19 protein-coding genes and 1 pseudogene are annotated in these 23681 nt (G+C 71.1%); 9 read left to right on the forward strand and 11 right to left on the reverse strand.

The annotated features are described in order from the left end of the window. The first annotated feature begins 167 nt into the window (after positions 1-167). The 9 genes from ACFVUT_RS12535 (at position 168) to ACFVUT_RS12575 (ending at position 11649) form a co-directional block, all read left to right on the forward strand. A complete protein-coding gene (locus ACFVUT_RS12535; RefSeq protein ID WP_389652007.1) occupies positions 168-896 on the forward strand; it encodes a nitroreductase family protein in 729 nt (242 codons plus the stop codon). A gap of 268 nt (positions 897-1164) precedes the next feature. Further along, a complete protein-coding gene (locus ACFVUT_RS12540; protein ID WP_389652004.1) occupies positions 1165-2715 on the forward strand; it encodes a peptidoglycan-binding protein in 1551 nt (516 codons plus the stop codon). A gap of 360 nt (positions 2716-3075) precedes the next feature. Then, complete coding sequence (locus tag ACFVUT_RS12545; protein ID WP_389652001.1) at positions 3076-4530, forward strand: MFS transporter; 1455 nt, start codon at positions 3076-3078, stop codon at positions 4528-4530. A 94-nt stretch (positions 4531-4624) separates the two neighbouring features. Further along, a complete protein-coding gene (locus ACFVUT_RS12550) occupies positions 4625-6199 on the forward strand; it encodes an FGGY family carbohydrate kinase (RefSeq protein WP_389651998.1) in 1575 nt (524 codons plus the stop codon). A gap of 75 nt (positions 6200-6274) precedes the next feature. Further along, the gene (locus tag ACFVUT_RS12555) at positions 6275-7948 is read left to right on the forward strand and encodes an FAD-dependent oxidoreductase (protein WP_389651994.1); all 1674 of its coding nucleotides are present in this window, start codon (positions 6275-6277) and stop codon (positions 7946-7948) included. Then, positions 7945-9498, forward strand: a complete 1554-nt coding sequence (locus tag ACFVUT_RS12560; RefSeq protein WP_389651992.1) for an FAD-binding oxidoreductase — start codon at positions 7945-7947, stop codon at positions 9496-9498. Before ACFVUT_RS12555 ends, ACFVUT_RS12560 begins: the two co-directional genes overlap by 4 nt. A gap of 43 nt (positions 9499-9541) precedes the next feature. Then, positions 9542-10204, forward strand: coding sequence for a glycerol-3-phosphate responsive antiterminator (locus tag ACFVUT_RS12565; RefSeq protein ID WP_389651989.1), 663 nt, complete (start codon positions 9542-9544; stop codon positions 10202-10204). Between the two features lie 6 nt (positions 10205-10210). Continuing rightward, on the forward strand, positions 10211-10513 hold the full coding sequence (locus ACFVUT_RS12570) for a putative quinol monooxygenase (RefSeq protein WP_389651986.1): 303 nt from the start codon (positions 10211-10213) through the stop codon (positions 10511-10513). Next, positions 10510-11649, forward strand: coding sequence for a zinc-binding dehydrogenase (locus tag ACFVUT_RS12575; RefSeq protein ID WP_389651983.1), 1140 nt, complete (start codon positions 10510-10512; stop codon positions 11647-11649). The genes ACFVUT_RS12570 and ACFVUT_RS12575 overlap by 4 nt, the downstream gene beginning before the upstream one ends. Positions 11650-11775: 126 nt before the next feature. On the opposite strand, the gene ACFVUT_RS12580 is transcribed toward ACFVUT_RS12575, so the two are convergent. The 11 genes and pseudogenes from ACFVUT_RS12580 to ACFVUT_RS12630 all read right to left on the reverse strand — a co-directional run bounded on the left by ACFVUT_RS12580 (position 11776) and on the right by ACFVUT_RS12630 (position 23479). Further along, positions 11776-12189, reverse strand: coding sequence for a nuclear transport factor 2 family protein (locus tag ACFVUT_RS12580; RefSeq protein ID WP_389651981.1), 414 nt, complete (start codon positions 12187-12189; stop codon positions 11776-11778). A 105-nt stretch (positions 12190-12294) separates the two neighbouring features. After that, a complete protein-coding gene (locus ACFVUT_RS12585) occupies positions 12295-12873 on the reverse strand; it encodes a dihydrofolate reductase family protein (protein WP_389651978.1) in 579 nt (192 codons plus the stop codon). A gap of 210 nt (positions 12874-13083) precedes the next feature. Further along, positions 13084-13598 (reverse strand): annotated as a pseudogene (locus ACFVUT_RS12590) (DinB family protein). A gap of 78 nt (positions 13599-13676) precedes the next feature. Then, positions 13677-14432 carry an urease accessory protein UreD gene (locus tag ACFVUT_RS12595; protein WP_389651976.1) on the reverse strand — a complete coding sequence of 252 codons (756 nt, stop codon included), beginning with the start codon at positions 14430-14432 and terminating at the stop codon, positions 13677-13679. Then, positions 14429-15103 (reverse strand): urease accessory protein UreG, encoded by a 675-nt coding sequence (gene ureG, locus ACFVUT_RS12600; protein ID WP_389652322.1) that lies wholly within the window; start codon positions 15101-15103, stop codon positions 14429-14431. The genes ACFVUT_RS12595 and ureG overlap by 4 nt, the downstream gene beginning before the upstream one ends. 73 nt (positions 15104-15176) lie before the next feature. Continuing rightward, the gene (locus ACFVUT_RS12605; RefSeq protein ID WP_389651973.1) at positions 15177-15842 is read right to left on the reverse strand and encodes an urease accessory protein UreF; all 666 of its coding nucleotides are present in this window, start codon (positions 15840-15842) and stop codon (positions 15177-15179) included. After that, positions 15842-17545: an urease subunit alpha gene (locus ACFVUT_RS12610; RefSeq protein WP_389651970.1), complete on the reverse strand. Its 1704-nt coding sequence runs from the start codon at positions 17543-17545 to the stop codon at positions 15842-15844. The genes ACFVUT_RS12605 and ACFVUT_RS12610 overlap by 1 nt, the downstream gene beginning before the upstream one ends. A gap of 1 nt (position 17546) precedes the next feature. Next, entirely contained in the window at positions 17547-17867 is a 321-nt protein-coding gene (locus tag ACFVUT_RS12615; protein WP_389651967.1) for an urease subunit beta, read from the reverse strand. Next, positions 17864-18166 carry an urease subunit gamma gene (locus ACFVUT_RS12620; protein WP_389651964.1) on the reverse strand — a complete coding sequence of 101 codons (303 nt, stop codon included), beginning with the start codon at positions 18164-18166 and terminating at the stop codon, positions 17864-17866. Before ACFVUT_RS12620 ends, ACFVUT_RS12615 begins: the two co-directional genes overlap by 4 nt. Positions 18167-18408: 242 nt before the next feature. Then, positions 18409-22167 carry a S8 family serine peptidase gene (locus ACFVUT_RS12625; RefSeq protein WP_389651961.1) on the reverse strand — a complete coding sequence of 1253 codons (3759 nt, stop codon included), beginning with the start codon at positions 22165-22167 and terminating at the stop codon, positions 18409-18411. Between the two features lie 160 nt (positions 22168-22327). Continuing rightward, positions 22328-23479 carry an XdhC family protein gene (locus ACFVUT_RS12630; protein ID WP_389651958.1) on the reverse strand — a complete coding sequence of 384 codons (1152 nt, stop codon included), beginning with the start codon at positions 23477-23479 and terminating at the stop codon, positions 22328-22330. Positions 23480-23681: the final 202 nt, after the last annotated feature.

Raw genomic sequence — 23681 nt, forward strand, 5'->3', positions numbered from 1 at the left:
TGCAGACGACCGGAGCGATCCGGGCCTCCGGGACATGTCGTCGTGTCCCGGAGCCCGGACTGCGCCTTCTCTGTCTACGGGGCCGGTGGCGACCTGGCGACCTGGCGACCTGCTGGACTTTGTGGACGCTCACGAACCGTTGAAGACGGCAGGTAGGCTCCGCGATCATGACAACGGATATACCGACGCCTGCGACCGGTACCGACGCACCCGCGCTCTTCCCGACGATGTCCACCATGCGCGCCATGCGCCGTCTCAAGCCGGAGCCGGTGCCGGACGAGACGCTGGAGCAACTCGTCCAGGCCGCCGTCTGGGGCCCCAGCGGCGGCAACATGCAGTGTTACGAGTACGTGGTGGTGACCGACCGCGAGGTGATGGCGCGTCTCGCTCCGCTGTGGAAGCGGTGCGTGGACGCCTATCTGGCGACGACCGGGAAGTACGCGCCGAAGGGCATGGACGACGCGGCCTACGGCCGGATGGTCGCCGCGATCGAGTACCAGCGTGACCACTTCGCCGATACGCCCGCGCTGGTCATCCCCTGCTACCGGTTCCCGGAGCCGCGACTGGACGAGGAGGGCCTCCATGCCTCCGCGCAGGCGCTCGGCCCGGCCGGGACCGCGCACATGATGAACACTCAGACGCGGTTCCAGGCGCTCGCCGAGGGCTCCTGCGTCTACCCGGGCGTGCAGAACCTCCTGCTGGCCGCGCGGGCACTGGGACTGGCGGCGAACATCACCATCTGGCACCTGATGCTGGAGCAGGAATGGAAGGCGGCCCTCGGCATCCCCGAGGACATGCAGACCTTCGCCGCGATTCCGGTCGGGTGGCCGCAGGGCAATTTCGGCCCGGTCAGGCGACGGCCGGTGGCGGACGTCATCCACCGCGACCGCTGGTAGGACGGCGAGCACCCGCCCCGGGGGGCCGTCCCCGCCCAACCCCCGGGGCGGGGACCGCCCGATGAGTGAACGTGCCGACCGCTTCGTCACCGCCCCGGCGGAGTTCCGCTCCGTTCCTCAACCCCATTGGGGTGAACGGAAGTTCAACACGCCAGAAGATTGTTGTCATGCCCCGACCAGATCGATACTCTGAGCGGGCTTCGGCCCCTCGGCCCACCCCACTCGGGCCCGGGGGCCGTTCTCCTCCCCCCACAGAGCAGGAGCAGGTATGCCCAGACGAGCCGCCGTCCACACCAAGGCCGGTGCATCCGTCCTCGCAGCCCTCACCGTCACGGCCCTGGCCGCGACCGGCAGCCCGGCCTTCGCCGCTCCGGACACCGACCACTCCATGAACCGGGCGTTCGCGCGGGCGGCCGCGCAGTTCGACGTACCGCGTGATCTGCTCGCCGCCGTCGGGTACGGCGAGACGCGTCTCGACGGCCACTCCGGGCGTCCCAGCCAGGCGAACGGCTACGGCGTGATGCACCTGGTGAGCCGGCCCTCGAACCCGATGCTGGAACGGGCCTCCGCCCTCACCGGCGAACCCCTCGCCGACCTCCGCACCGACACCACGGCCAACATCCTGGGCGGCGCGGCAGTGCTGCGCGCCTACGCGGACAAGCTCGGTCTCGACGACCGGGAGCGCGACGACGTCAACGCCTGGTACCCGGTGGTCGCCCGGTACAGCGGCACCACGGGCAGCGCCGCGGCTCTCTACGCCGACACCGTGTACACGTTCCTGGCCAACGGTCTCTACACCGCCGTCCCCGGCGGCGAGAAGATCACGGTGACGGCCCGTCCGGTCTCGCCGCAGAAGGGCGATTCGGCCACCGCCGGCGTAAGCGCCCAGAGCGCCGACTACCCGTCGGCCCTCTGGGTTCCGGCCGACTCGCACAACTTCGCCGCGGGCCGGTCGGCCGCGATCGACAAGGTGATCATCCACGTCACGCAGGGCTCGTACGCGGGCTCGATCAGCTGGTTCCAGAACCCGACGGCGGAGGTGAGCTCCCACTACGTGGTGCGTTCCTCCGACGGCCAGATCACCCAGATGGTGCGCGACAGCGACACCGCCTACCACGCGCGGAGCCAGAACTCCTCCAGCCTCGGCATCGAGCACGAGGGATTCATCGACGACCCGTCCTGGTTCACGGACACGATGTACCGCTCCTCGGCGGCCTTGACGGCGTACCTGTGCGACCGGTACGGCATCCCGAAGGACCGGGCGCACATCATCGGGCACAGCGAGGCGCCGGGCAACGACCACACGGACCCCGGCCCTTACTGGGACTGGAACCGCTACATGGAGCTGGTCGGCGGGGACAGCGGCGGCGGCACCACCGGCGACGCCCTGAGCTTCACCGCGTACGCGACCCAGCGCAACGGCTCGACGGGCGCCCAGGTCAAGGCGGTGCAGCAGCTGCTGAGCGAGCAGGGCTACGCGGTGGCCGTGGACGGCAGCTTCGGCCCGGCCACGCAGAGCGCGGTGAGCGCCTACCAGACGACCCACGGCCTGACGGCCGACGGCGTCGTGGGAAGCAGGACCTGGACCGCGCTGCTGTCCGCCGGCACGACGACGCCCCTCGCCCAGGGCGACTCGGGCGACGCGGTGAAGCGGCTCCAGCGCTCACTGACCGCGGCTCTCGGCTCGACGGTCGGCATCGACGGAAGCTTCGGCCCGGCGACGGCGACAGCGGTGCGCAGCTACCAGACGGGCCGGGGCCTGACGGCCGACGGCATCGCGGGGCCCAACACGTGGGCGGCGCTCCAGTCGGGAAGCTGACCCCGGCACGGCACGGCACGGCACGGCACGGCACGGCACGGCACGGCACGGCACGGCACCAGGACGAACGGTCCGGTGCCGGGAGGATGCGGCGGCGGCTGTCACAGGCTGCCGCGGCACCCTGCCTCCCGTACCGTGGGGTTCCGCGTCACATTTAGGTAACCTGCCGGAAACCCTTGACGATTCTCCTGACTCGTTCTTAACCTCACTGCGTAGTTCGCACTTTTTGCAGTTCACGTGCTGCGGCGCTTTCCGCAGTGTTTTGACAGGCACAGACATAGACCACCTGTCGGTGGTTTCGTCATGCCTGTTTTTTTGTGCTCCCCGTGCCGCCGACGGGTCTTCCTCGAAGGCGGATTCATGGCACAACGTCCGAGCGTCAAAGGCGTCGCCGACGTCGTTGCGCTCATCGATGGGCTGGGAAAGATCACCGGCCGGGCGCAGGTCATCTGGTTCCTGGTGTTCGGTGGGCTGTTCCTCGATGCCTATTCGAACGCCGCGCTGAGCGCCGGTCTGGGGCCGATGACGTCCCAGATGGAGCTGACCAGTACCCAGGTCTCGATCCTCACGGCCACCGCTCCGGCCCTGGCGATCGTCTTCAACCCGGTCGGCGGCTGGCTCGCCACCCGGATCGGCCGTGTCCCTCCGCTGCTGCTCGCCAAGGTGTTCGCCATCGCGGGCGCCCTGCTCGCCGCCTTCGCCGGTGACTTCACGGTCGTCTGGTTCGGCCGGGTCCTGGTGGGTGTGGCGTACGGCATCGACTTCGCCGTCGCCATGGCACTGCTCGCCGAGTACACGCCCGCGAAGCTGGGCGGCCGGCTGAACCTGTGGCAGGCGGTCTGGTACGTCGCCACCACCAGCAACCTCGCGCTCGCACTGCTCTTCTTCAACCTGGACGTCGGTGCGGACATCTGGCGCTGGTCGGTCGGTTCGGCCGCGGTCGTCGCCGTCGCCCTGCTGCTGGGTCAGTGGCTGATGCTGCGGGAGAGCCCCACCTGGCTGGCGAGCAAGGGCCGGCTGGACGAGGCGGTCGTCAACCTGGACAGGATCTACAAGATCAAGGCCGTCGCCGGGAAGCCCGACGAGGCGACCCGCGCCGCCGCCGAGGCCCCGGCTGTCGGATTCCGCCAGGCCGGACTGCTCTTCAAGGGCGAGTACCTGCCGCGCACGGTCCTCTCCTCGGTGATCTCGCTCGGACAGTCGATGCAGTACTTCGCGGTCGGCTGGTACCTCCCGCTGATCAGTCTGACGATCTTCGGCGAGAGCTTCGAGAAGGCCACCATCGGCTCGATGGTCTTCAACGCCTTCGGTATCGCGGGCGGCCTCCTTTCCGCGTACTTCGGCCGCCGGCTCGGGCTGCGGCTCAGCTCCGCCGCCGGTTTCGCCGGGGTCTTCGTCGCCCTCCTCGCGATGGGGCTGACCTTCGAGAAGGTCCCCACGGCCGTGGCGTTCCTGCTGCCGGTCCTGTTCATCCTCTGCCACTCCGCGGGCCCGGGTGCCAACGGCAAGTCCATCGCCGCGCTGTCGTACAGCAGTGATGTCCGCGCGCTCGGCACCGGTGTCACCGGGATGGTCGGCAGCTTCGGCAGTGTCGTCGGCCTGTACGTCTTCCCGCAGATCAAGGACTCGCTCGGGCTCGCCGACACGTTCCTGGTGCTCTCCGTCGTACCGCTGCTCGGCCTGATCACCTGCCTGGCGATCAAGTGGGATCCGACGAAGGCCGCCTCGCCCGACGAGGCCGCCGGACAGGACCGTGCCACGGGCGGCGTCCTGGCCGGATCGACGGAATCCGCCGAGTCCGCGACCGCGCGCTGACCGGCCGCCGGACCTGCCGCATCACACGATGGTCCCCTCCCCTCCGTATCCCTATCCCTCCGCACAGCGCGATGCTCGCGATGAAAGGGCTGCAATGACGCAGACGTTTTCCGGCGCCCCCCGGCGCGGTGTGCTGTCCATCGACGAGGGCACCACGGGCACCCGGGCCGGAGTCGTCCTCGACTCGGGCGCCGCCCACGAGGTGTTCTACCGGTCGATCAAGGTCGGCCACCCGGACGACCTGTCGGTCGAGCAGGACCCGATGGAGATCTGGACCGCCACCGTCGAGGTGGCGCGCCGGGCCGTCGGCCGGGCCCGCGAGGAAGGCATCGAGATCACCGCGGTGGCGCTCTCCACCCAGCGGGCCACCGCGATGCTGTGGGACCGGATCACCGGGCGGCCGCTGCTGCCCGCCGTGGTGTGGCAGGACCGGCGGTACGCGCACGAGCTCACCGCGTACGAGGCGGAGTGGGACGCCGCGCTGCTGGCCCGCCAGGGCCGGCCGGTCGGCGCCCGTGCCCCGTTCCTCTGGGCGGCCCGGCAGATCGCCGCGCACCCGGAGGTGGCCGCCGCCCACCGTGCGGGCCGGCTGCTCTTCGGCACCGTCGACACCTGGCTGATCTGGCGTCTCACCGGCGGCGCCGTGCACGCCACCACCCCGACCAACGCCGCTTCCAGCGGTGGCTACCTGCTGGAGCGCCACGCCTGGGACGAGGAGTGGATCAGCCACCTCGGCTTCCCCCTCGACCTGCTGCCGGAACTCCGCTCCGACGACGCCGGATTCGGGACGACCGATCCGGCGGCCCTCGGGATCGCCGTCCCGCTGGCCGCCTCCATGGGCGACCAGCACGCCGCGCTCGTCGCGCTCGGCGGCCTCTCCGCCGGGCAGGGCATGTGCGTGTACGGGACCGGCGCCTTCGTCGACGCGGCGACCGGCACCACGCCCGCCCTGCCCCGGCCGGACATCTCCGGGGTGCTCGCCCAGCCCGGCCGGCGGCAGGGCGACATCAGCCACTACAGCCTGGAGGCCTACACCTCCACGGCGGGTTCGGCGCTGCGCTGGCTCTGCGACGACCTGGGTCTTTTCGCATCGCCGAAGGAGCTCGGCGAGGAGGCGGGCCGGGTTCCCACCCGGCCGGGCCGCACCCCGCGTTTCGTCCCGGCACTCGCCGGGGTCCGTACGCCGGTCTGGCACCCGGAGGCCACCGCGTCCCTCACCGGGCTCACCCTCGCCACCACCCGCGCCGATCTCGCGCGCGCCGTGCTCGACGGGATCGCGCACTCGGTGTGCGACCTGATCGACGGCGTCGCCGACACCATGGGTACCCCGTTCACCCGGCTCCGGGTCGGTGGCGGGGTCTCCGGCAGCGACCCGCTCATGCAGATCCAGGCCGACCTGACCGGTCTGCCGTTGGAGCGGGTCTCCGACTCCGCGACCGCCAGCCTGCGCGGCACCGCCTATCTGGCCGGTGTCGCCCAGGGCCTGTGGTCCTCGCTCGAAGAGGTCGTCGAAGCACAGCCGCACGGCCGGACCTTCGAGCCCGCGATCACGGCGGCCGACCGCGCGCAGCAGCGGTCCGCCTGGCGCGACGTACTGATCGCCCATCTGGACGACCCCGCGCTGCTCCCCCTGAAGAACCCCCCGAACGGACCTCGCACCCCCCACTGACGGCACCTCACCGTCGCACCGGCGGCCCGTACCCGACCACGCGGCCGCCGCATCGAAACACCAGGAGTTGATGTTGTGATCACCATGCCCGCCCGGAAACCGCGGCGCAGCGCCGCGGCGACCCGCCGAACGCCCCTGCTGCTCGACCGGGCAGCCCTCAAGCGCCGACTGGCCGACGACACGTACGACGTGCTCGTCATCGGAGGCGGCATCACCGGGGCGTACGCCGTGCTCGACGCGGCCTCGCGCGGGCTGCGCGCGGCGCTGATCGAGAAGGACGACTTCGCCTCCGGTACGTCGTCGAAGTCCTCGAAGATGGTGCACGGCGGCCTGCGCTACATCGAGCAGGGCAACGTCAACCTGGTACGCCACTCGCTCCTGGAGCGCCACCGCTTCCGCAAGAACGCCCCGCACCTGGTGCACCGCCTGCCGTTCCTCTTCCCGATCCTGGAGAAGGAGGGCATCTTCGACGCCCGCCTCGCCAAGGGCTTCGAGGGTCTGCTGTGGACGTACGACCTGGTCGGCGGCTGGCGGATCGGCAAGCTCCATCAGCGGCTCACCGTCCCCGAGGTGCTCGCGCAGGCGCCGACGCTGCGCGCGGAGAACCTCAAGGGCGGGCTGATGTACTTCGACGCCCGTACCGATGACGCCCGGCTCGTGCTGACCATCGTCCGCACCGCCGCCGCGCTCGGTGCGACGGTCCTCAACGGTGCCAGGGCCGAGGGTCTGCTGATGCAGATGGGCAAGGTCGCCGGCGCCCGGGTCTCGGCGGACGGCGACACCCTCGACATCCGCGCGCGGGCCGTCGTCAACGCGACCGGGGTGTGGACCGACGAGCTCGACGCGAAGGCCGACGACGGTCACAAGCCGCAGGTACGGCCTGCCAAGGGCGTCCACATCGTGGTGCCGTGGGACAAGGTCCGGATCAACTGCACGGTCACCGTGCCGATCCCCGGACGGGCCCGCCGCGCGACCTGCACCCGCTGGGGAAACAGCGTCGTGCTGGGCACCACGGACGAGGACTACCAGGGCTCCCCCGACGACGTGCACTGCACCCGCGAGGAGATGGACTTCCTGCTGGAGGGCGCCAACACCGCCTTCGAGGGGAGGCTCACCCCGGACGACGTGGTCGGCTCCATCGGCGGTCTGCGCCCGCTGGTCGGCGGCAAGGAGGGCGCGACGCTCGACATGCGCCGCGACCACCACATCGCCGTCGGCCGCACCGGCATGGTGACGGTGACCGGCGGCAAGCTCACCACCAGCCGGCACATGGGCGAACTCGTCATCGACAAGGTGATGACGGTCCTCGGCCGCAGGGGAAAGAGCCGCACCACCGACCTTCCCCTGCTCGGCGGCGCCGGTTACGACGCCGAGGCCGTCGCCGCGTCCGGAGGCATCGCCGCGCACCTGGGCGAGCGCTTCGGCACCGAGGCCCGCTTCGTCGGCGACCTGATCCAGGACGACCCGACGCTGGCCGAGCCCATCGTCGCGGGACTCCCGTACACCAAGGCGGAGGTCGTGTACGCGGCCCGCGCCGAACTGGCCCGCTCTGTCGACGACGTGCTCGCCCGCCGGACGCGCGCCCGCCTGTTCGCCCGGGACGCCTCCGCCGACGCCGCCGAGGCCGTCGGCGCGATCCTCGGCCAGGAGCTCGACCTCACCCAGGCGGAGGTCGACCGCTCGGTCTCCGACTACCTCGCAGCCGTCCGTCACGAAAAGTCCGTCCTCCTCGAAGGGGCAGCAGCATGATCAGCCGTCAGACCATCACCCACCCGTTCAACCGGGGCAACTACACCGTCGGCGCCCCCAGCTTCGCCAAGTGGGCGCAGAACACTCCGATCGGGGACGGCGAGGCCGCGCTCCAGGTGGATCCGGTCGAGGTCCCCGAGGCCGTGATCGAGGCGCTGCGCGGGGCCGCGCACGCGGTCCACACCTCCCGCGACGAGGTCGTCACCCGGACCCGTGACTGGTGGGCCGGTTCGATGATCGGCGAGACCGAGGGCCGTCCCGCGACGCCGAACGCCGTGGTGGTCGAGGCCGCCGACGCCGACCAGGTCGCGGCCGTGCTGCGGATCTGCCACGAGGCCGGCGTCCCGGTCACCCCGTCCGCGGGCCGCTCCAACGTCACGGGCGCGGCGCTCCCCGTGTTCGGCGGCGTCGTCCTGGACGTGTGCGGGCTGAACAGGATCACCGGCTTCGACGCCGAGTCGAACGTCGTGGACGTCCAGGCCGGCATGTTCGGCGACCTGTTCGAGAAGCAGCTCCAGGAGGAGTACGGCGTCACCACCGGCCACTGGCCGTCCGCGTTCGCCGTCTCCACCGTCGGCGGCTGGATCGCCTGCCGCGGTGCCGGTCAGCTCTCCACCCGCTACGGCAAGATCGAGGACATGGTCGTCGGCGTCGACGTCGTGCACGCGGACGGCACCCGCGCCACGTACGGCGACTACGCCCGCGCCGCGATCGGCCCGGACCTGCGTCAGCTGTTCATCGGCTCCGAGGGCACCCTCGGCGTCATCGTGTCGGCGCGGCTGCGGGTCCACCCGCTGCCGGAGTACGCGAGGGCCGTCGCGTACGGCTTCGCGTCCTTCGCCGAGGGCCTGGACGCCTGCCGCAGGATCATGCAGCGCGGTGCCACGCCGGCCGTCCTGCGGCTGTACGACGCACTGGAGTCGGGCACCCACTTCGGCCACCCGGAGACCAACCTCCTGCTCGTCGCCGACGAGGGCGACCCGGCCGTCGTCGACGCCTCGATCACGGTGGCGAAGGAGGTCTGCCAGGAGTACGGCCCCGAGCTGGACAGCCAGGCGGTGTTCGAGCGCTGGCTGGACGAGCGGATGCTGGTCGGCAAGTCCGCCGACGGCTTCGAGCCGGGTCCGGGTTTCGTCGCCGACACCCTGGAGATGGCCGCGTCCTGGACCGACCTGCCGGTGATCTACGACGAGGTGGTGGCCGCGATCCAGTCGGTGGACGGCACCCTGGCCGCCTCGGCGCACCAGTCCCACGCGTACACCGACGGTGCCTGTGTCTACTTCTCGCTGCGCGGCGACGTGGCGCCCGAGTCGCGCCGCGACTGGTACCGCTCGGTGTGGGACGCGGCCAACGCCGTGCTCATCGAGCACGCGGCGGCGCTCAGCCACCACCACGGCTGCGGTCTGCTGCGCGGCCCCTACCTGGAGGAATCCCTCGGGGCGGGCTTCGCGACGTTCGTCGCGGTGAAGAAGGCCCTGGACCCGGCCGGCATTCTCAACCCTGGCAAACTGGGCCTTCCCAGCCGATTCGGTACGTCTCCGCTGAAGTGACCTCAGCCACCACGGACCCTCCTTCTCCAGGCAGGCCCTTGCCATGAGCCCTTCCCCGTCCCGGTCCGGCGCCGCACTCGACCCCCGGCTCGCCTCCGCGCTCGCCGAGATCCCGGTCGTCGCGTCGGTCGTCGGCACCCAGCCGCTGCGGCAGTTCCTGACCGCACCGGCCAGGGTGTGCATCGTCGCGTCGCTCGCCGTGGGACAACTGCCCCAGGTCGTGCCCGCGCTGAGCCGGGCGGGAAAGACGGTGTTCGTGAACGTGGACAGCAGCCCCGGTCTGGCCCAGGACCGGGGCGCGCTGGAGTTCATCAAGAACATGGGCGCCCACGGCGTGGTCAGCACGCGCCTCTCCCTCATAGAGAAGGGGCGCCCGTTGGGTCTGCTGACGATGATGAAGGTGTTCGTCACCGACCGGTCCAACCTGCGCCGCTCCACGGACGCGATCGCGCGCGGGGCGCCGGACCTGGTCGAGATCATGCCCGCCCCGATCGTCGCCCGGATGAGCGCGCAGGCGCAGCGCGCGATGTCCCCGTCGATCGCCGCGGGGTTCGTGGAGACCCCCGCGGACGTGGCGCTGGCCCTGGCCCTCGGGTCCGTCGCCGCCGCCACCTCCGACCCCCGCCTCTGGCACCTGCGCCGGGACCAGCTGCCGCCGGTCCCGCCCACGGCGCTGAAGAGGCCCACCGCACCACCCCAGGAATGAGCCCCCATGAGTTACGTCGTCGTCGCCCGCTACCGCACCAAGGAGGGTGAGGAGCCCACCGTTCTCCCTCTGCTCGACACCATGGCCGCCGCCTCCCGCCAGGAGCCGGGCAATCTCGCCTACCGGGTCCACCAGGGCACCGAGGACCCGCGCGCGGTCGTGCTGTACGAGGAGTACGTCTCCGAGGCCGACTTCACCGCGCACTGCGCCACGCCGCACTTCCAGGACATCGTGCTCGGCAAGGTCGTCCCCCTGCTGGAAAGCCGTGACGTGCTGCGCTGCGCCCCGCGTCCGGAGGTGCGGGCATGAAGACCCGCGCGGTGGTGCTGCGCGGTGTGTCGACCGCCCGCCCGTACTCCCGAACCCGCCCGGTGGAGGTGGAGGAGCTGGAACTGGGCGCCCCGCGCGAGGGCGAGGTGCTGGTCCGGATCGCCGCCGCCTCGCTCTGCCACTCGGATCTGTCCGTCGTCAACGGCGACCGGGTCCGCCCGCTGCCGATGGCGCTCGGTCACGAGGCCGTGGGCGTCGTCCAGGACACGGGGCCGGGCGTCCGCCGCGTCCGCCCCGGCGACCATGTGGCCCTGGTCTTCGTGCCCAGCTGCGGATTCTGCGGCGACTGCGCTGCGGGCCGCCCGGCCCTGTGCGCGCAGGCGGCCAAGGCCAACGGCTCGGGCGCGCTGCTGCACGGCCCGTCGCTGCTGACGGATGCGTCGGGCGCCGTGGTCCACCACCAGTTGGGAGTCTCCGCGTTCTCCGAACACGCGGTGCTGGCCCAGGAGTCGGTGGTTCCCATCCCCCGGGACATCCCGTTCACCGTGGCGTCGATGTTCGGCTGCGCGGTCCTCACCGGCGCGGGTGCCGTCATCAATACGGCGGCACTGCGTCCCGGCCAGTCGACGGTGGTCTACGGCCTGGGGGGCGTGGGTCTTTCCGCGGTCCTGGGTGCCCGTGCCGCGGGGGCGTACCCGATCATCGCGGTCGACCCGGTCCGCGAGAAGCGCGACCTGGCCGTCCGGCTGGGCGCGACGCATGTCTTCGCCCCCGACGAGGCGGTGGAAGCGATCCGTGAACTCACGGGAGTTGGCGCCGAGTTGGCGGTGGAGGCAGTGGGCAGCCCGCAGGTGATGGCCGCCTGCCTGACCGCCGTGGCCCGGGGCGGCAGGGTGGTGTCGGTGGGCCTGCCCGCCCCCGACCGGATGCTGGAGGTCCCGGCGCTGGCGTTCGCGGGCGAGGGCAAGTCCCTGCTCGGCTCGTACATGGGCGACGCGGTGCCGCGCCGCGACATCCCGAGGTTCCTGGATCTGTGGCGGGCGGGCCTGATGCCGGTCGAGCAGATGCACACGGGGACGCTCCCGCTGACGGACATCAACGCGGCGATGGAGGAGCTGGCCTCGGGCCGGGCGATCCGTCAGGTCATCGACACCTCGGGGATGCTGGGCGCCTGACGGGCCGTCCCCTGCGACCGGCCGACGGTGCGGCCCGCCGTTCGCAGGGGCACCGTCGGTGGCCGTCGACGGCACGCGGGGACAGGCGCACCGTCGCCGCGGGCCGCCCCGGTCGAGCCGTCCGGGTCACGCCTGCTCGTCCGGGCCCGGCGGCTTCCGGCGGGCCGTGATCGTGCGACGGCTGATGCGCCATCCCTGTGCGCCGCGCACGACCAGGTCCTCGTACGTCACGCTTCCGCACGTGCCGTCCGCCCTGATGCCGATCCCCTTGGACCGGGCCCGCACCTGGCCGTCACCGTCCTCGGTGAGCACGATGTTGGTGACGTGGTGGGCGACGGGGCCGTGTCCGCCCATCGACCGGGCCGCGTCCCGGACGGCGTCCGGCCCGTGCATCGATCCGTGCCCCAGAGCCGAGGCGTCGTAGACGACATCGGCGGTGAACAGCTCCTCCAGCCGGTCGAGTTCACTCTCATCGACCAGGTGTCCGTGCAGGCCGATCAGTTCCGTGATGGCCATGCGGTCCTCGGTGCCGAGTGTCATCGCCGGTCCTTTCGTCAGTTCTCGCGACGGTGTGGCAGTGCTACGGACAGCAAACCCAGTCCTGGCCCGGTGGAGCGGCGAGGAGGTGAGCGCGGCTGGTGGGGTTCATTCCGCTGGAGCAGCTTCGGGGCGCTCGTGGCGCAGGAGTACGACTCCGTTGCCGAAGGTCCGCGTCTCGGCCAGACGGAGGGAGGTGCGGGCATCCGTGTCCGGGAACAGGCGCTTGCCCCGTCCGATGAGGACCGGGTGGACGTAGATGCGGTACTCGTCGATCAGGTCGTGCCGCACGAAGGACGCCGCGAGATCGGCGCCGCCGAGCGCCAGGTCGCCACCGGGCCGGGCCTTGAGAGCCCTGATCTCGTCGATGTCGACCTCGCGCATGAGGGTGGCGTTCCCGCCGGCCCGCTCCAGTGTCCGGGAGAAGACGAACTTGGGTGTGTTCCGCCAGATGGGGGCGAACTCCGCGACAGGTCCGGCGTTCGCCGGGTCGGCGTCGGCGGTCGGCCAGAAGTCCTCCATCAGCTCGTAGGTCACCCGGCCTTCCAGGAAGGCGCCCACGGTGCTGAGGTAGGCGTTGAAGTGCCGGTGCAGTTCGTCGTCGACGACGTGCCAGTCGATCTCGCGGTCCGGTCCCTCGATGAAGCCGTCGAGGGACACCGACAGCATCAGGACGATCTTTCCCATCTCGTTCCGCTCTCTCGGCGAGGGCCGCGCCGGACGGATGCGCGGCATCAGAACAGTCGACACCCGCGCCGCGCCGCGGGCAACACCCGACGCACCTCTCAAAGGGGCCGTCGAAGGACTCCCGCCGCGATCCGGCGGATCGGCCACCGCGCACGGGCGCACCGTCGCGCCGCGCGAGGCCGTCTCCCCGGCCCGCAGGACGCGCGCTGATCAGTAGTGGCCCGTCGCACCGTCCAGGATCTCCCTGATCGCGTCCAGATGCCCCGCGTGCCGCGCGGTCTCCTCGATCATGTGGAACGTGATCCAGCGCAGGGTCGCCGCCGAGGCATCGTAGTCCGGGTGCCGGCCCACGTCGTCGAGCGACCGCGACGCGATGATCTCGTTCGACACGACGATCTGCCGGTCGTACCGATCGAGGAGTTCCGCGAGCGGTACGCCCTCGACCATCATGTCGGCGTCCTCCGGCCCTTCGAACACGGCCCCACGGCCGGCCGGCCCAGCAGCACGACCTCGTACCAGAGGTGTTCGGCCCATCGGAGGTGCGACAGGAGACCCGCCACCGTCATCAGGGGCGACGCCGGGAGGACCGCCCGATGGGCGTCCGCCTCCGACAGTCCTTCGCACTTCCAGCGGGCGACGGCCCGTTGCATGTCCAGCCAGCCGACGAGCTGAGTCCGCTCGTCCGCGTCGTAGGCAGGGCGATGACGGGAAGGTGAGGGCGACATGGGCGCCGAGGCTACCCGCCGTACCGTCATGTCTTCGAGCGGATTTCCCGCCGCTGCGGTTCCGGTGCGCCCTTGTCCCTACGTGGTCCGACGGCCGCAGTCGGCGGTCCAGTCCTCCCAGACCGCCGCCAGTTCCGCTTCGACCGGCGGCGCCACCGTGTCCAGGAGCCTCACCTGGGCTCCCGGACCCGCCAGTTCCATGCGGTACGGGTGGACCGGGCCTCCCGGACGCACGCCGAGGGCGGTGACCGAGCCGATGACGCGGTTCGGGCCCAGCACGCCGGGGAGTTCACGCATCTCCGGGTCCGCGAGGTCCAGGTCCTCGACCAGCAGGTCGCGGCCGTCGTACGTGGCCCGCGTCGTCGCCCGCACGGCGCCGCCCCGTTCGCCCGAACGCCCCAGGACCAGGGTGTCGCGCCACAGCATCCGGGCACCGGCCGCCAGTGCGACCTCCATGGTGCGTTCGACCCGGGCGCCGTCGGAGATGACGAACGGCCGGGCTTCCCAGCGCAGTTCACCGCCCTCCGCGATGTCGACCCGGGCCCGCCAGGTCGACGTCCCGCCGCGATGGTCGTACGCGACCAGACCGGCCGGCTCGACCAGGTCCAGGCGGGCCCCGGGGCCGAGCGAGAGGTGCAGCAGCAGATCGTCGCCCGCCAGCAGCCCCGCCCGGGTGCCGACCAGGGCGATCCGCAGCCGGTCGGGCGACGGCAGCAGGGGGCGGGGGGCGAGGAAGGCGCCGGGGCGCAGGACCCGGGCGACGTGACGGCCGGCACTGTCACGCTCCACGGAGACGACGGTGGGGTCGGTGGGCGCGTCCGTCCGGCCGGTCACGCGTGGTCGTGGCTGTGGCTGTGGCTGTGGCTGTGGGGTGCCATCGGGCCCGGGTCGGTGGGAACGTGGCTGCCGGAGCGGTGACGCAGGAGCACCGCGCGTACCCAGTCGGCGAGTTGCGCGACCGACACCGGGTCGTTCTTGGAGAGCGCGAGAACCGGCAGCCCCTGGCGGGCGTTCCCGGCGTCGGCGACCATCGCGTCCACGTCGACCTCGACGTAGGGCGCCAGGTCCGTCTTGTTGATGACCAGCAGGTCGGCGCCGGTGATGCCGGGGCCGCCCTTGCGGGCGACGTCGCCGCCGCCCGCGACGTCGATGCAGAAGAGCTGGGCGTCGGCGAGGGCGGGGCTGAAGGTGGCGGTGAGGTTGTCGCCGCCGCTCTCGATGAGGACCAGGTCGAGCGGCCCGTACGCCTCCTCCAGGTCCTCGACGGCGTCGAGGTTGGCGCTGACGTCGTCACGGATCGCGGTGTGCGGGCAGGCGCCGGTCTCGACGGCGCGGATGCGCTCGGTCGGCAGGACGCCCGCCGAGCGGAGGAAACGGGCGTCCTCGTCGGTGTAGATGTCGTTGGTGACGACGGCCATGGCGAGTTCACCGGCCAGTTCGCGGCACAGGGTGGCGAGGATCGAGCTCTTGCCCGTGCCGACCGGGCCCGCGACGCCCAGGCGCAGGGCGCGTGGCTGGTTGAGCGGCTGGTGGTGGTGCTCGTTCGGGCCGTCGGTGGGCCGCGGGTCGCGCTGCTGGTCAGGCAAGGAAGAGTCTCCGTTCTCGTTGTGCGTGTTCGAGCGCCCACTGTTCGGTGAGCGGGGGTGTGCGGGCCGGCAGTCCGGCCGGTGTCCGTACCGCGAGGGCCTCGGCGACCGCGGCCGCGGCGTCCGGCTCGGCGGCCAGGATCCAGGCCACGCTGTCCAGCGGGTCGCCGGGCAGGAGTTTGAGCGCCGCGGAGGTGATGGTCTGGAGCTCGTCGTAGACGACGGCCCGTGCCAGCTCCTCCTCCGACACCTTCATGACGGCCCCGAGCGCGCCGAGCGTGACCGGCCGCAGCGGGCGCGGGCGGACCTCGGACAGGGCGGTGACCGCGGGATGGTCCGGGCTCAGCCGGCGCGCCAGTCGGTGCACGCCGCGGCCGAGTGCCGCCGATGCCTCGCGCAGCGGGGCGGCGGGGGTCCGGGCGGCGAGGGCCTGTTGTACCGGGCCGTAGTCCACCGCGTCCTGCCCGGCGGCCCGCAGCGCGAGTACGGCCGCTGCCGCCTCGGTGACGGCCGCGGTGTGCAGCCGGGCGCGCAGCAGTGCGGGCACGCGGTCACGGGTGAGGCCGGCCGCGACGGCCGGTTCCAGCCCCGCGCTGTAGGTGTACGCGCCGACCGGGAGCCTGCCGTCGCCGAGCAGGAGGGGTGCCAGGCCCGCCATCAGAACATGGAGTACCGCTGGGCGAGCGGCAGTTCGGTGGCGGGGGCGGGCTCGACGAGCTCTCCGTCGATCCGGATGGCGAAGGTCTCCGGGTCGACGTCGATGTCCGGGAGGGCCGTGTTGTTGGGCAGGTCCGCCTTGGTGAGGTGGCGGGTGGGCCGCACGGCGACCAGTTCACGTACGAGTCCGAGGCGTTCGGCGAGTCCGTCCTCCAGCGCCGCCGGGGCGACGAAGCTGACGGAGAGGTGCGGGGCTGCGTCGGCCGCGGCGGTGGGTCGCAGCAGGACGGGCTGGGTGGTGGGGATCGCGGCGTTGGCGTCACCGAGGGGCGCGTACACCACCATCCCGCCCTTGATCACGGCAGCGGGCCGGATACCGAAGAAGGCGGGATCCCAGAGCACCAGGTCGGCGAGCTTGCCCGGTTCGACGGAGCCCACGACATGGTCGATGCCGTGGGCGACGGCGGGACAGATCGTGTACTTGGCGACGAAGCGGCGGGCGCGTTCGTTGTCGGCGGGAAGTTCGCTGCCACGGTCGCCGAAGCGCTGCTTCATGACGTGGGCGACCTGCCAGGTCCGGCAGACGACCTCGCCGATGCGGCCCATCGCCTGCGCGTCGGAGGAGGTGATGGAGAGGGCGCCGATGTCGTGCAGGACGTCCTCGGCGGCGATGGTGGTGGCGCGGATGCGGGACTCGGCGAAGGCGAGGTCCTCGGGGACGCGCGGGTTGAGGTGGTGACAGACCATCAGCATGTCGAGGTGCTCGGCAACGGTGTTGACGGTGTGCGGGAGCGTCGGATTGGTCGATGCCGGGAGGATGTGGGGGTGGGAGGCGACGGTGATGATGTCGGGAGCGTGACCGCCGCCGGCACCCTCCGCGTGGAAGACGTGGATGCCGCGCCCGGCGATCGCGTCGAGGGTTCCTTCGACGTATCCGGCCTCGTTGAGGCTGTCGGCGTGCAGGGCGACCTGGAGACCGTAGGCGTCGGCCGCCTTCAGTGCGGCGTCGATGGCGGCGGGGGTGGCGCCCCAGTCCTCATGGACCTTGTAGCCGCCGGCGCCGCCGAGCGCCGCCTCGCGCAGGGCGTCCTCGCCGACGGTGGAGCCCTTGCCGAACAGCATGATGTTGAGGGGGATCCGGTCCAGGGACCGGTGCATCATCGCGAGGTTCCAGGCGCCGGGTGTGACCGTGGTGGCCTTGGATCCCTCGGTGGCGCCGGTGCCTCCGCCGATGACGGTGGTGGTGCCGGTGGCGAGGGCCTCGTGCAGGGTCTCCGGCATCAGGAAGTGGACATGGGTGTCGATGGCGCCCGCGGTGAGGATGCGGCCCTCGCCGGAGACGACGTCGGTGCCGGGGCCGATCACCAGGTCGGGGTGGACGCCGTCGGCGATGTCGGGGTTGCCGGAGCGGCCGAGGGCGACGATCCGCCCGGCCCGGACACCGACGTCGGTCTTGACGACGCCCCAGTGGTCGAGGACGACGACGTTGGTGATGACGAGGTCGAGGGCGCCGTCGGCGCGTGAGGTGGTGGCCTGTCCCATGGATTCGCGGAGGGACTTCCCGCCGCCGAACACGGTCTCGTCGCCGCCGAAGCAGCGGTCCTCCTCGACCTCGATCCAGAGGTCCGTGTCGGCGAGGCGGACACGGTCGCCGGTGGTGGGTCCGTAGAGCGACGCGTAGGCGGCGCGAGTCAGTTGCGCCATGTCAGATGCCGTCCGTTCGTGCGGTCCGGGTACCGGGCACGACGATGCCGGGCACCTTCCGGCGGCCTCCCAGCTCGACCAGGGTGACTTCGGCGCCGACTCCGGGCTCGAAACGCAGGGAAGTCCCGGAGGGGATATCGAGCCGGAATCCTTTGGTCAGCGACCGGTCGAAGGAAAGCGCGGGATTAGCGTCGGAGAAATGCAGATGCGACCCTATTTGAATGGGACGATCACCGTCATTGACCACGGTCACCTGAAGTCGAGCACGGTTCTCATTGATTTTCAGTACGCCGGATCCGGTCCGGACCTCGCCCGGGATCACGGGATGGGCGAGGTGATCGTGACGAGCTTGCGCCCGTCCGGGAAGGTTGCCTCGACCTGGACGTCACGCAGCATCTCGGGAACACCTTCGAGCACGTCAGCGCGGGTGAGAACCGTCCGACCCGCCGTCATCAGGTCACTGACCCGGGCGCCCTCGCGGGCGCGTTCCACGGCCCAGCAGGCGAGCAGGGCGACGGCCTCGGGGTAGTTGAGCCGCACCCCCCTCTCCCGCCGGTCACGGGCGATCATTCCGGCAACACTCAGCAGCAATTTCTCCGTGTCGGACGGAGTCAAAAACATGGGAAACCTCCATGGCGGCAGTCCCCGGAATTCCCGGAATCGCCTCGACCACGCTCCTCTTATAAGCCTCTCGGAGTCACCGTGGCAACTCGCACCGCACCGCGATAAGTCCCTTTCTCTCCTTATCGCCCGCCATATACGGGCAAAGCAGACAAATTTTGGTCATCAAGGGGGCACAAAAAGAGGCGGCCGCGCACCCCGGCCAGGGATGCGCGGTCGCCTCAGGAGCGGATCTCAGCAGGTCACTTCAGGCCGAACGCCCGGGTGATCTCCTGATCGATGCCCAGTCCGTCGGACGCCTCGGCGTGTGCCTTCAGCGAGACGAACGAGCTGCCCTTCTTCGGCGTCTTGAAGCGAGCGGTCCAGGAACCGGCCGCGTCCTTGCGCAGCTCCGCCGCCTCCCAGGACTTGCCGTCGTCGTAGCTGACCGACAGGGACGCCTTGGTGGCCTTCACGGCACCGTCCAGCCACTCCTGGGTGCCGGAGGTGAGCCCGACCTCGGTCCACTGCCCGGCCTTGACGTCACCGGCGAGGTCGGTGTCGACCTTGTAGTCCAGCTGAAGCATGGGGATGTCGGCCTGGTACGGGCCGTTCTCGTCCATGGCGCCGGAGACGAAGTTCCACTCGGTGTGCGTACGGGTGGAGGTCTTCCACACGTCGCCGTCCCGGGCGGAGTCGAGCACGAAGCGGTACGGCAGCTTCTCGGGTGAGACGTCCCAGGCGAATCCGGCCCGGCCCTTGACCGTCTTGATCAGGGTGTCGCCCTGGTAGAAGGCGGTGCTGGTGGTGTCGTACTCGTCCTGCGGCATGGCGCCCGAGTGGCCCGCGCCCGAGTCCGTCCACGGGGTGAAGTTGAACTGGATGTCGTTGTAGACGGAGCGGAACGGCCCCCAGTACCCGGTGCCCAGACGCGGCCGGGTGATCGGTGCGAACCACGCGGCGGGGTAGGTGCGTCCCGCCGTGTAGTCCAGATCGCCGCTGCGCATCTCCTGCGCGGTCTCTGATTCGGTGGCGTCGAAGATCGAGTGGTTCTCGTACCAGAAGGAGGCTCCCGGAAGCGGGGTGACCCACTCGTCGCGGGTGCCGGGGAACTTCTCGTACTCCTCGAAGCCGATGCCCGGTCCGTAGTCCGGGATGTCGTAGCGGTAGCCGGCACCGAGCGTGTCCTTGTGGCCGTAGAAGGTGTTCTCCACCTTCGCCAGCTGACGGGCCGACGGGGCGAATTCGAGGGAACGGTCCGGAACGGTGCCGTCGTGGCGGTCGACCAGGTCGTAGACGTAACGGGCGAACTTGCGCTGATCGACCGTCAGCTTGCCGCCGGCCTGTACGGACTTGATCAGTGTCTCGCCCGCCAGGCGCTGGACCGAGGCGACCGGGATGGCGGTCTTGGTCCCGTAGGGGGCGTAACTCTCCAGCAGCCGGCCGTCGCCGTCGTTGACGACGAACAGCGCCTCGGCTCCCGCGGCCACCGCGTTCGCGACCCGGTCGGCGGGGGCGACGGCGTCGCTGCGACGGATCACGACGGCCTTGCCCTTGACGTTCAGCTTGTTGTAGTCGGCCTCGGCGCCGTTGCCCGCGAAGACGGCGGCCAGCTTCTTGCTGCTGCTCTCGGCGACCGGTGAGCCCCCCTGCACGGTGACCGGCACGTCCCGGCCGTCCGCCGTCAGGTCGATGAGCTTCTCGCCCTGCCGCCAGCGGGTCAGGAAGGAGAAGCTGCCCTGGGTGACCTTCTTGGTGGGACTCGCCCACAGCTGGTCGTAGATCAGCGGGATCTGGTACGCGTCGCGCTGGACGGTGCCGTCCGGAGCGGTACGTGCCATGTCGTACCGCAGCTGCCGGGTCTCGGTCTCCTTCGGGGTGCGCACGTCGACCTTGTGGGCCTTGGACGCGTCGAGGGTGACCGTGGTCGCCTTCTCCAGGATCGTCTCGGGGGCCGAGAGGAAGGCGAGTGCCTTGGAGTCGGCGCGGTCGCCTGCGATCTCGGCGGTGGTCCACGCGGTGTAGTTGCCCGGGGGCAGCCGGAGCGTGGTCTCACCGGACACCTGGACGACGTCCAGGTTCGGGTCGCCGAGCGCGGCGATCACGACCTGGCCGTCCATCGGCTTGCCCGCCCGGTCACGGAGCCGGAGCGTCAGGTCGTACAGCTCGCGCTCCTTGTTCAGCGCGAAGCCGGTGTGCGCGACGACGGTGCCCGCCGCGTCCTTGGCGACGACCTGGCCCGAGAACTGGGTGTCGGAGGCGACCTTCGACGGGTCCAGCGAGAGCACGGCCTCGGCGGTGGAACCGGCCGGGACGGTCAGCTGCTCCACCGACAGGGTGTAGGCGTCGGCGTCCGTGTCCGTGGCCAGGTCGAGTGTGACGTCCTTCGTACCGGTGTTCCGGTACGTGATGGTCCGCTGGGCGACCGGGTCGGAGGCGGAGTGCGGCCAGTTGTAGGAGGCGACCGCGACGGATCCGGTGGCCTCGACGGTGGTGTCGACCGCCGCCTTCACGTCGAGCCGGCCGGTCCCCTGCTCGTACGGGGTGTAGTCCGGCAGTTCCTTGGACGAGCTCATCAGCGCGTCCTTGATCCGCTGACCGGACCAGTCGGGGTGACGCTGTTTCAGGATGGCGGCGGCACCGGCGACATGCGGGGTCGCCATCGACGTACCGGACATCGACTGGTACATCCCGCTGATGCCCGGCACCGCCTGCGAGGCGGCCGCGTTGATGTCCACACCCGGCGCGGAGAGATCGGGCTTCAGGCCGTGGGACCTGACGAGCGGCCCCATGGAGGAGAAGGCCGCTCGGTTGTCCTTCTTGTCGACGGCGGCGACGGTGAGCGCTTTGTCGGCCGAACCGGGCGATCCGATGGTGCCGGCGCCGTAGGAGTTGCCCGCGGCGATCACGAACAGCGGTCCGCCGTCGGCGGAGAGCGCGTCGACCGCCTGGGACATCGGGTTGGAGCCGTCGTCCGGGATGTCCGAGCCGAGGCTCATGGAGATGACGTCGGCACCTTCGGCCTTGGCCCACTCCATCGCTTCGATGATGCCGGAGTCCTCGCCGTAGCCCCCGTTGCTGAGCACCTTGCCGATGAGCAGGTCGGTGCCCGGGGCGACGCCCTTGTTGACGCCCTCCGACGCGGCGCCGGAGCCCGCGATCGTGGAGGCGACGTGCGTGCCGTGCCCGTTCTTGTCCAGGACCTCCTCGCCCGGCACGAAGCTCTTGCTTTCGAGAACGCGGTCCTTGACGTCCGGGTGGGTGGCGTCGATACCGGTGTCCAGGACGGCGACCTTGGTGCCCTTGCCGTCGTAACCCTCGGCCCATGCCTGCGGCGCGTTGACCTGCGGCACGGAGTCCTTCAGCGCGGCCTCGACCCGGCCGTCCAGCCAGAGCTTGGCGATGCCGTTGTCCAGCGAACGGGCCGTGGAAGTACGAGCGATGTCGCTCCAGAAGGTCCGGGCGGTGTCCTTGTCGGCCTTCAGCGCGGCACCGTGGATGCTCTCCAGGGTGTGGGTCTTCTCGGCGCCCCGAGGAGCGGCGGGCAGGGAACGGCCCTGGCTCGCCGCGTAGGTGGCGATCAGGGGTATGCCACCCGAGCTCTTGTCGTCGTAGCCCATCCTCGCGAGGGCGGAGACGTTGAACAGCCGACGGTCCAGCTTCCCGGCTGCGAGCAGGGATTCGGCCTCGTCGGGCAGGACGTAGAGGTCGTCACCGGCCTGCTGGACATGCACGCCGCCGACCGCACCGTCGGGGCGGTCCACGGTGACGGTGTCCTGCTTGCCGACGCCGTCCGTGTAGTGCACGACATCGCCCGTGACCAGAGTGATGTCGTAATCCTTGACGAGCCCGGCGGCCTGACGGTCGACGGGCCCCGACCGGCCCGCGGCGGCGGACGCGGAGCCCGCGGCGGGCAGCATCGCACCGCTCATCAGGGCGACCGAAGTCGCCAGGAGCAGAGCCCTGCGTCCGGCACGGGCGGGTCTGGCCCGGCCGGTGGCGGAGGAAGGTGTAAATGTCATGCAGCAGATCTAAGAGCCAAAAGCGCCTCCGCGGCTGGGTTCAGACCTGGCGTGAAGCCGCCGTGGCGGCAACCCGCCGAGGGCCCCCTCGGTTCGCGGAACGGTTCGGAGCCAGTCGGGAGGCCCTCGGTCGCCCGGTCAGAGGTCACCCGACAGGCGCTCAGGCCACGGACGCGGCCAGTCCGGCCACCGGCCGTCCGCCCTCGTGGTGGATCGGGGTGTGCGCACCCTTGAGCGGTACGCCGCTTCCGCCGCGCCGGTCGGCGACGATTTCGGCGGCGATGGACAGCGCGGTCTCCTCGGGGGTACGGGCGCCGAGGTCGAGGCCGATCGGCGAATGCAGCCTGGTGAGTTCGAGCTCGGTGACGCCGACGGAGCGCAGCCGTTCGTTGCGCTCCAGATGGGTGCGGCGCGATCCCATCGCCCCGATGTACGCCACCGGCAGTCTCAAGGCCAGTTCCAGCAGCGGGACATCGAACTTGGCGTCGTGGGTCAGGACGCACAGGACGGTCCGCGCGTCGACACCGGTCGTCGCGAGGTAGCGGTGCGGCCAGTCGACGACCAGTTCGTCTGCCTCAGGGAAGCGGGCCTTCGTGGCGAAGACCGGGCGCGCGTCACACAGGGTGACGTGGTATCCGAGGAACTTTCCCGCCCGGACCAGCGCCGAAGCGAAGTCGATGGCTCCGAAGACGATCATCCGGGGTGGTGGGACGCTCGATTCGACGAGCAGGGTGAGCGGTTGTCCGCAGCGCGAGCCCTCGGCGCCGACGGTGACGGGGCCCGTGCGGCCCGCGTCCAGCAGGGCGCGGGCGTCGGCCGCGGCGGTGCGGTCGAGTTCCGGGTGTCCGCCGAACCCGCCCTCGTACGAGCCGTCGGGGTGGACGAGAAGGGGACGGCCGAGGAGTTCCGCGGGGCCGTCGGTGATCCGCGCGACCGCCGCCGCCTCCCCCCGTGCGGCGGCACTGAGCGCGGCGGCGAACACCGCCCGCGCGGGGTCGTCCGCACGAACCGGTGTCACCAGGACGTCGATGACGCCGCCGCAGGTCAGTCCGACCGCGAAGGCGTCCTCGTCGCTGTAGCCGAACCGCTCGCGCACGGTGATGCCGTCGTCCAACGCCTGCCCGCACAGTGCGTACACCGCGCCTTCCACACACCCGCCGGAGACCGATCCGATCGCCGTGCCTTCGCGGTCGACGGCGAGCGCGGCTCCCGGCTGCCGGGGCGCGCTGCCGCCGACCGCCACGACGGTGGCCACGGCGAAGTCGCGGCCCTGCTCGACCCACCGGCTGAGCTCTTCGGCGATGTCCAGCATGGCGTCTCTCCTTCTGCGGGGGTGCGGACGGGCGAAGGAGCCGAGTCCGGCGGATCCTGTCCGGCTCCCGACGGGGCCGGGCGCGACGTGCACGGCGGACACACCGGTCAGCACCCGCAGGAGCGAGCCGACTTCACGGACCTTCCCCGCGCCGCGCCGATCGCGGCGCGGGAGATCACTCCGCGTGGTGCGCGCCTTCCGG

It is taken from the genome of Streptomyces sp. NPDC058051 (genome assembly GCF_042885475.1).
Taxonomy (GTDB): domain Bacteria; phylum Actinomycetota; class Actinomycetes; order Streptomycetales; family Streptomycetaceae; genus Streptomyces.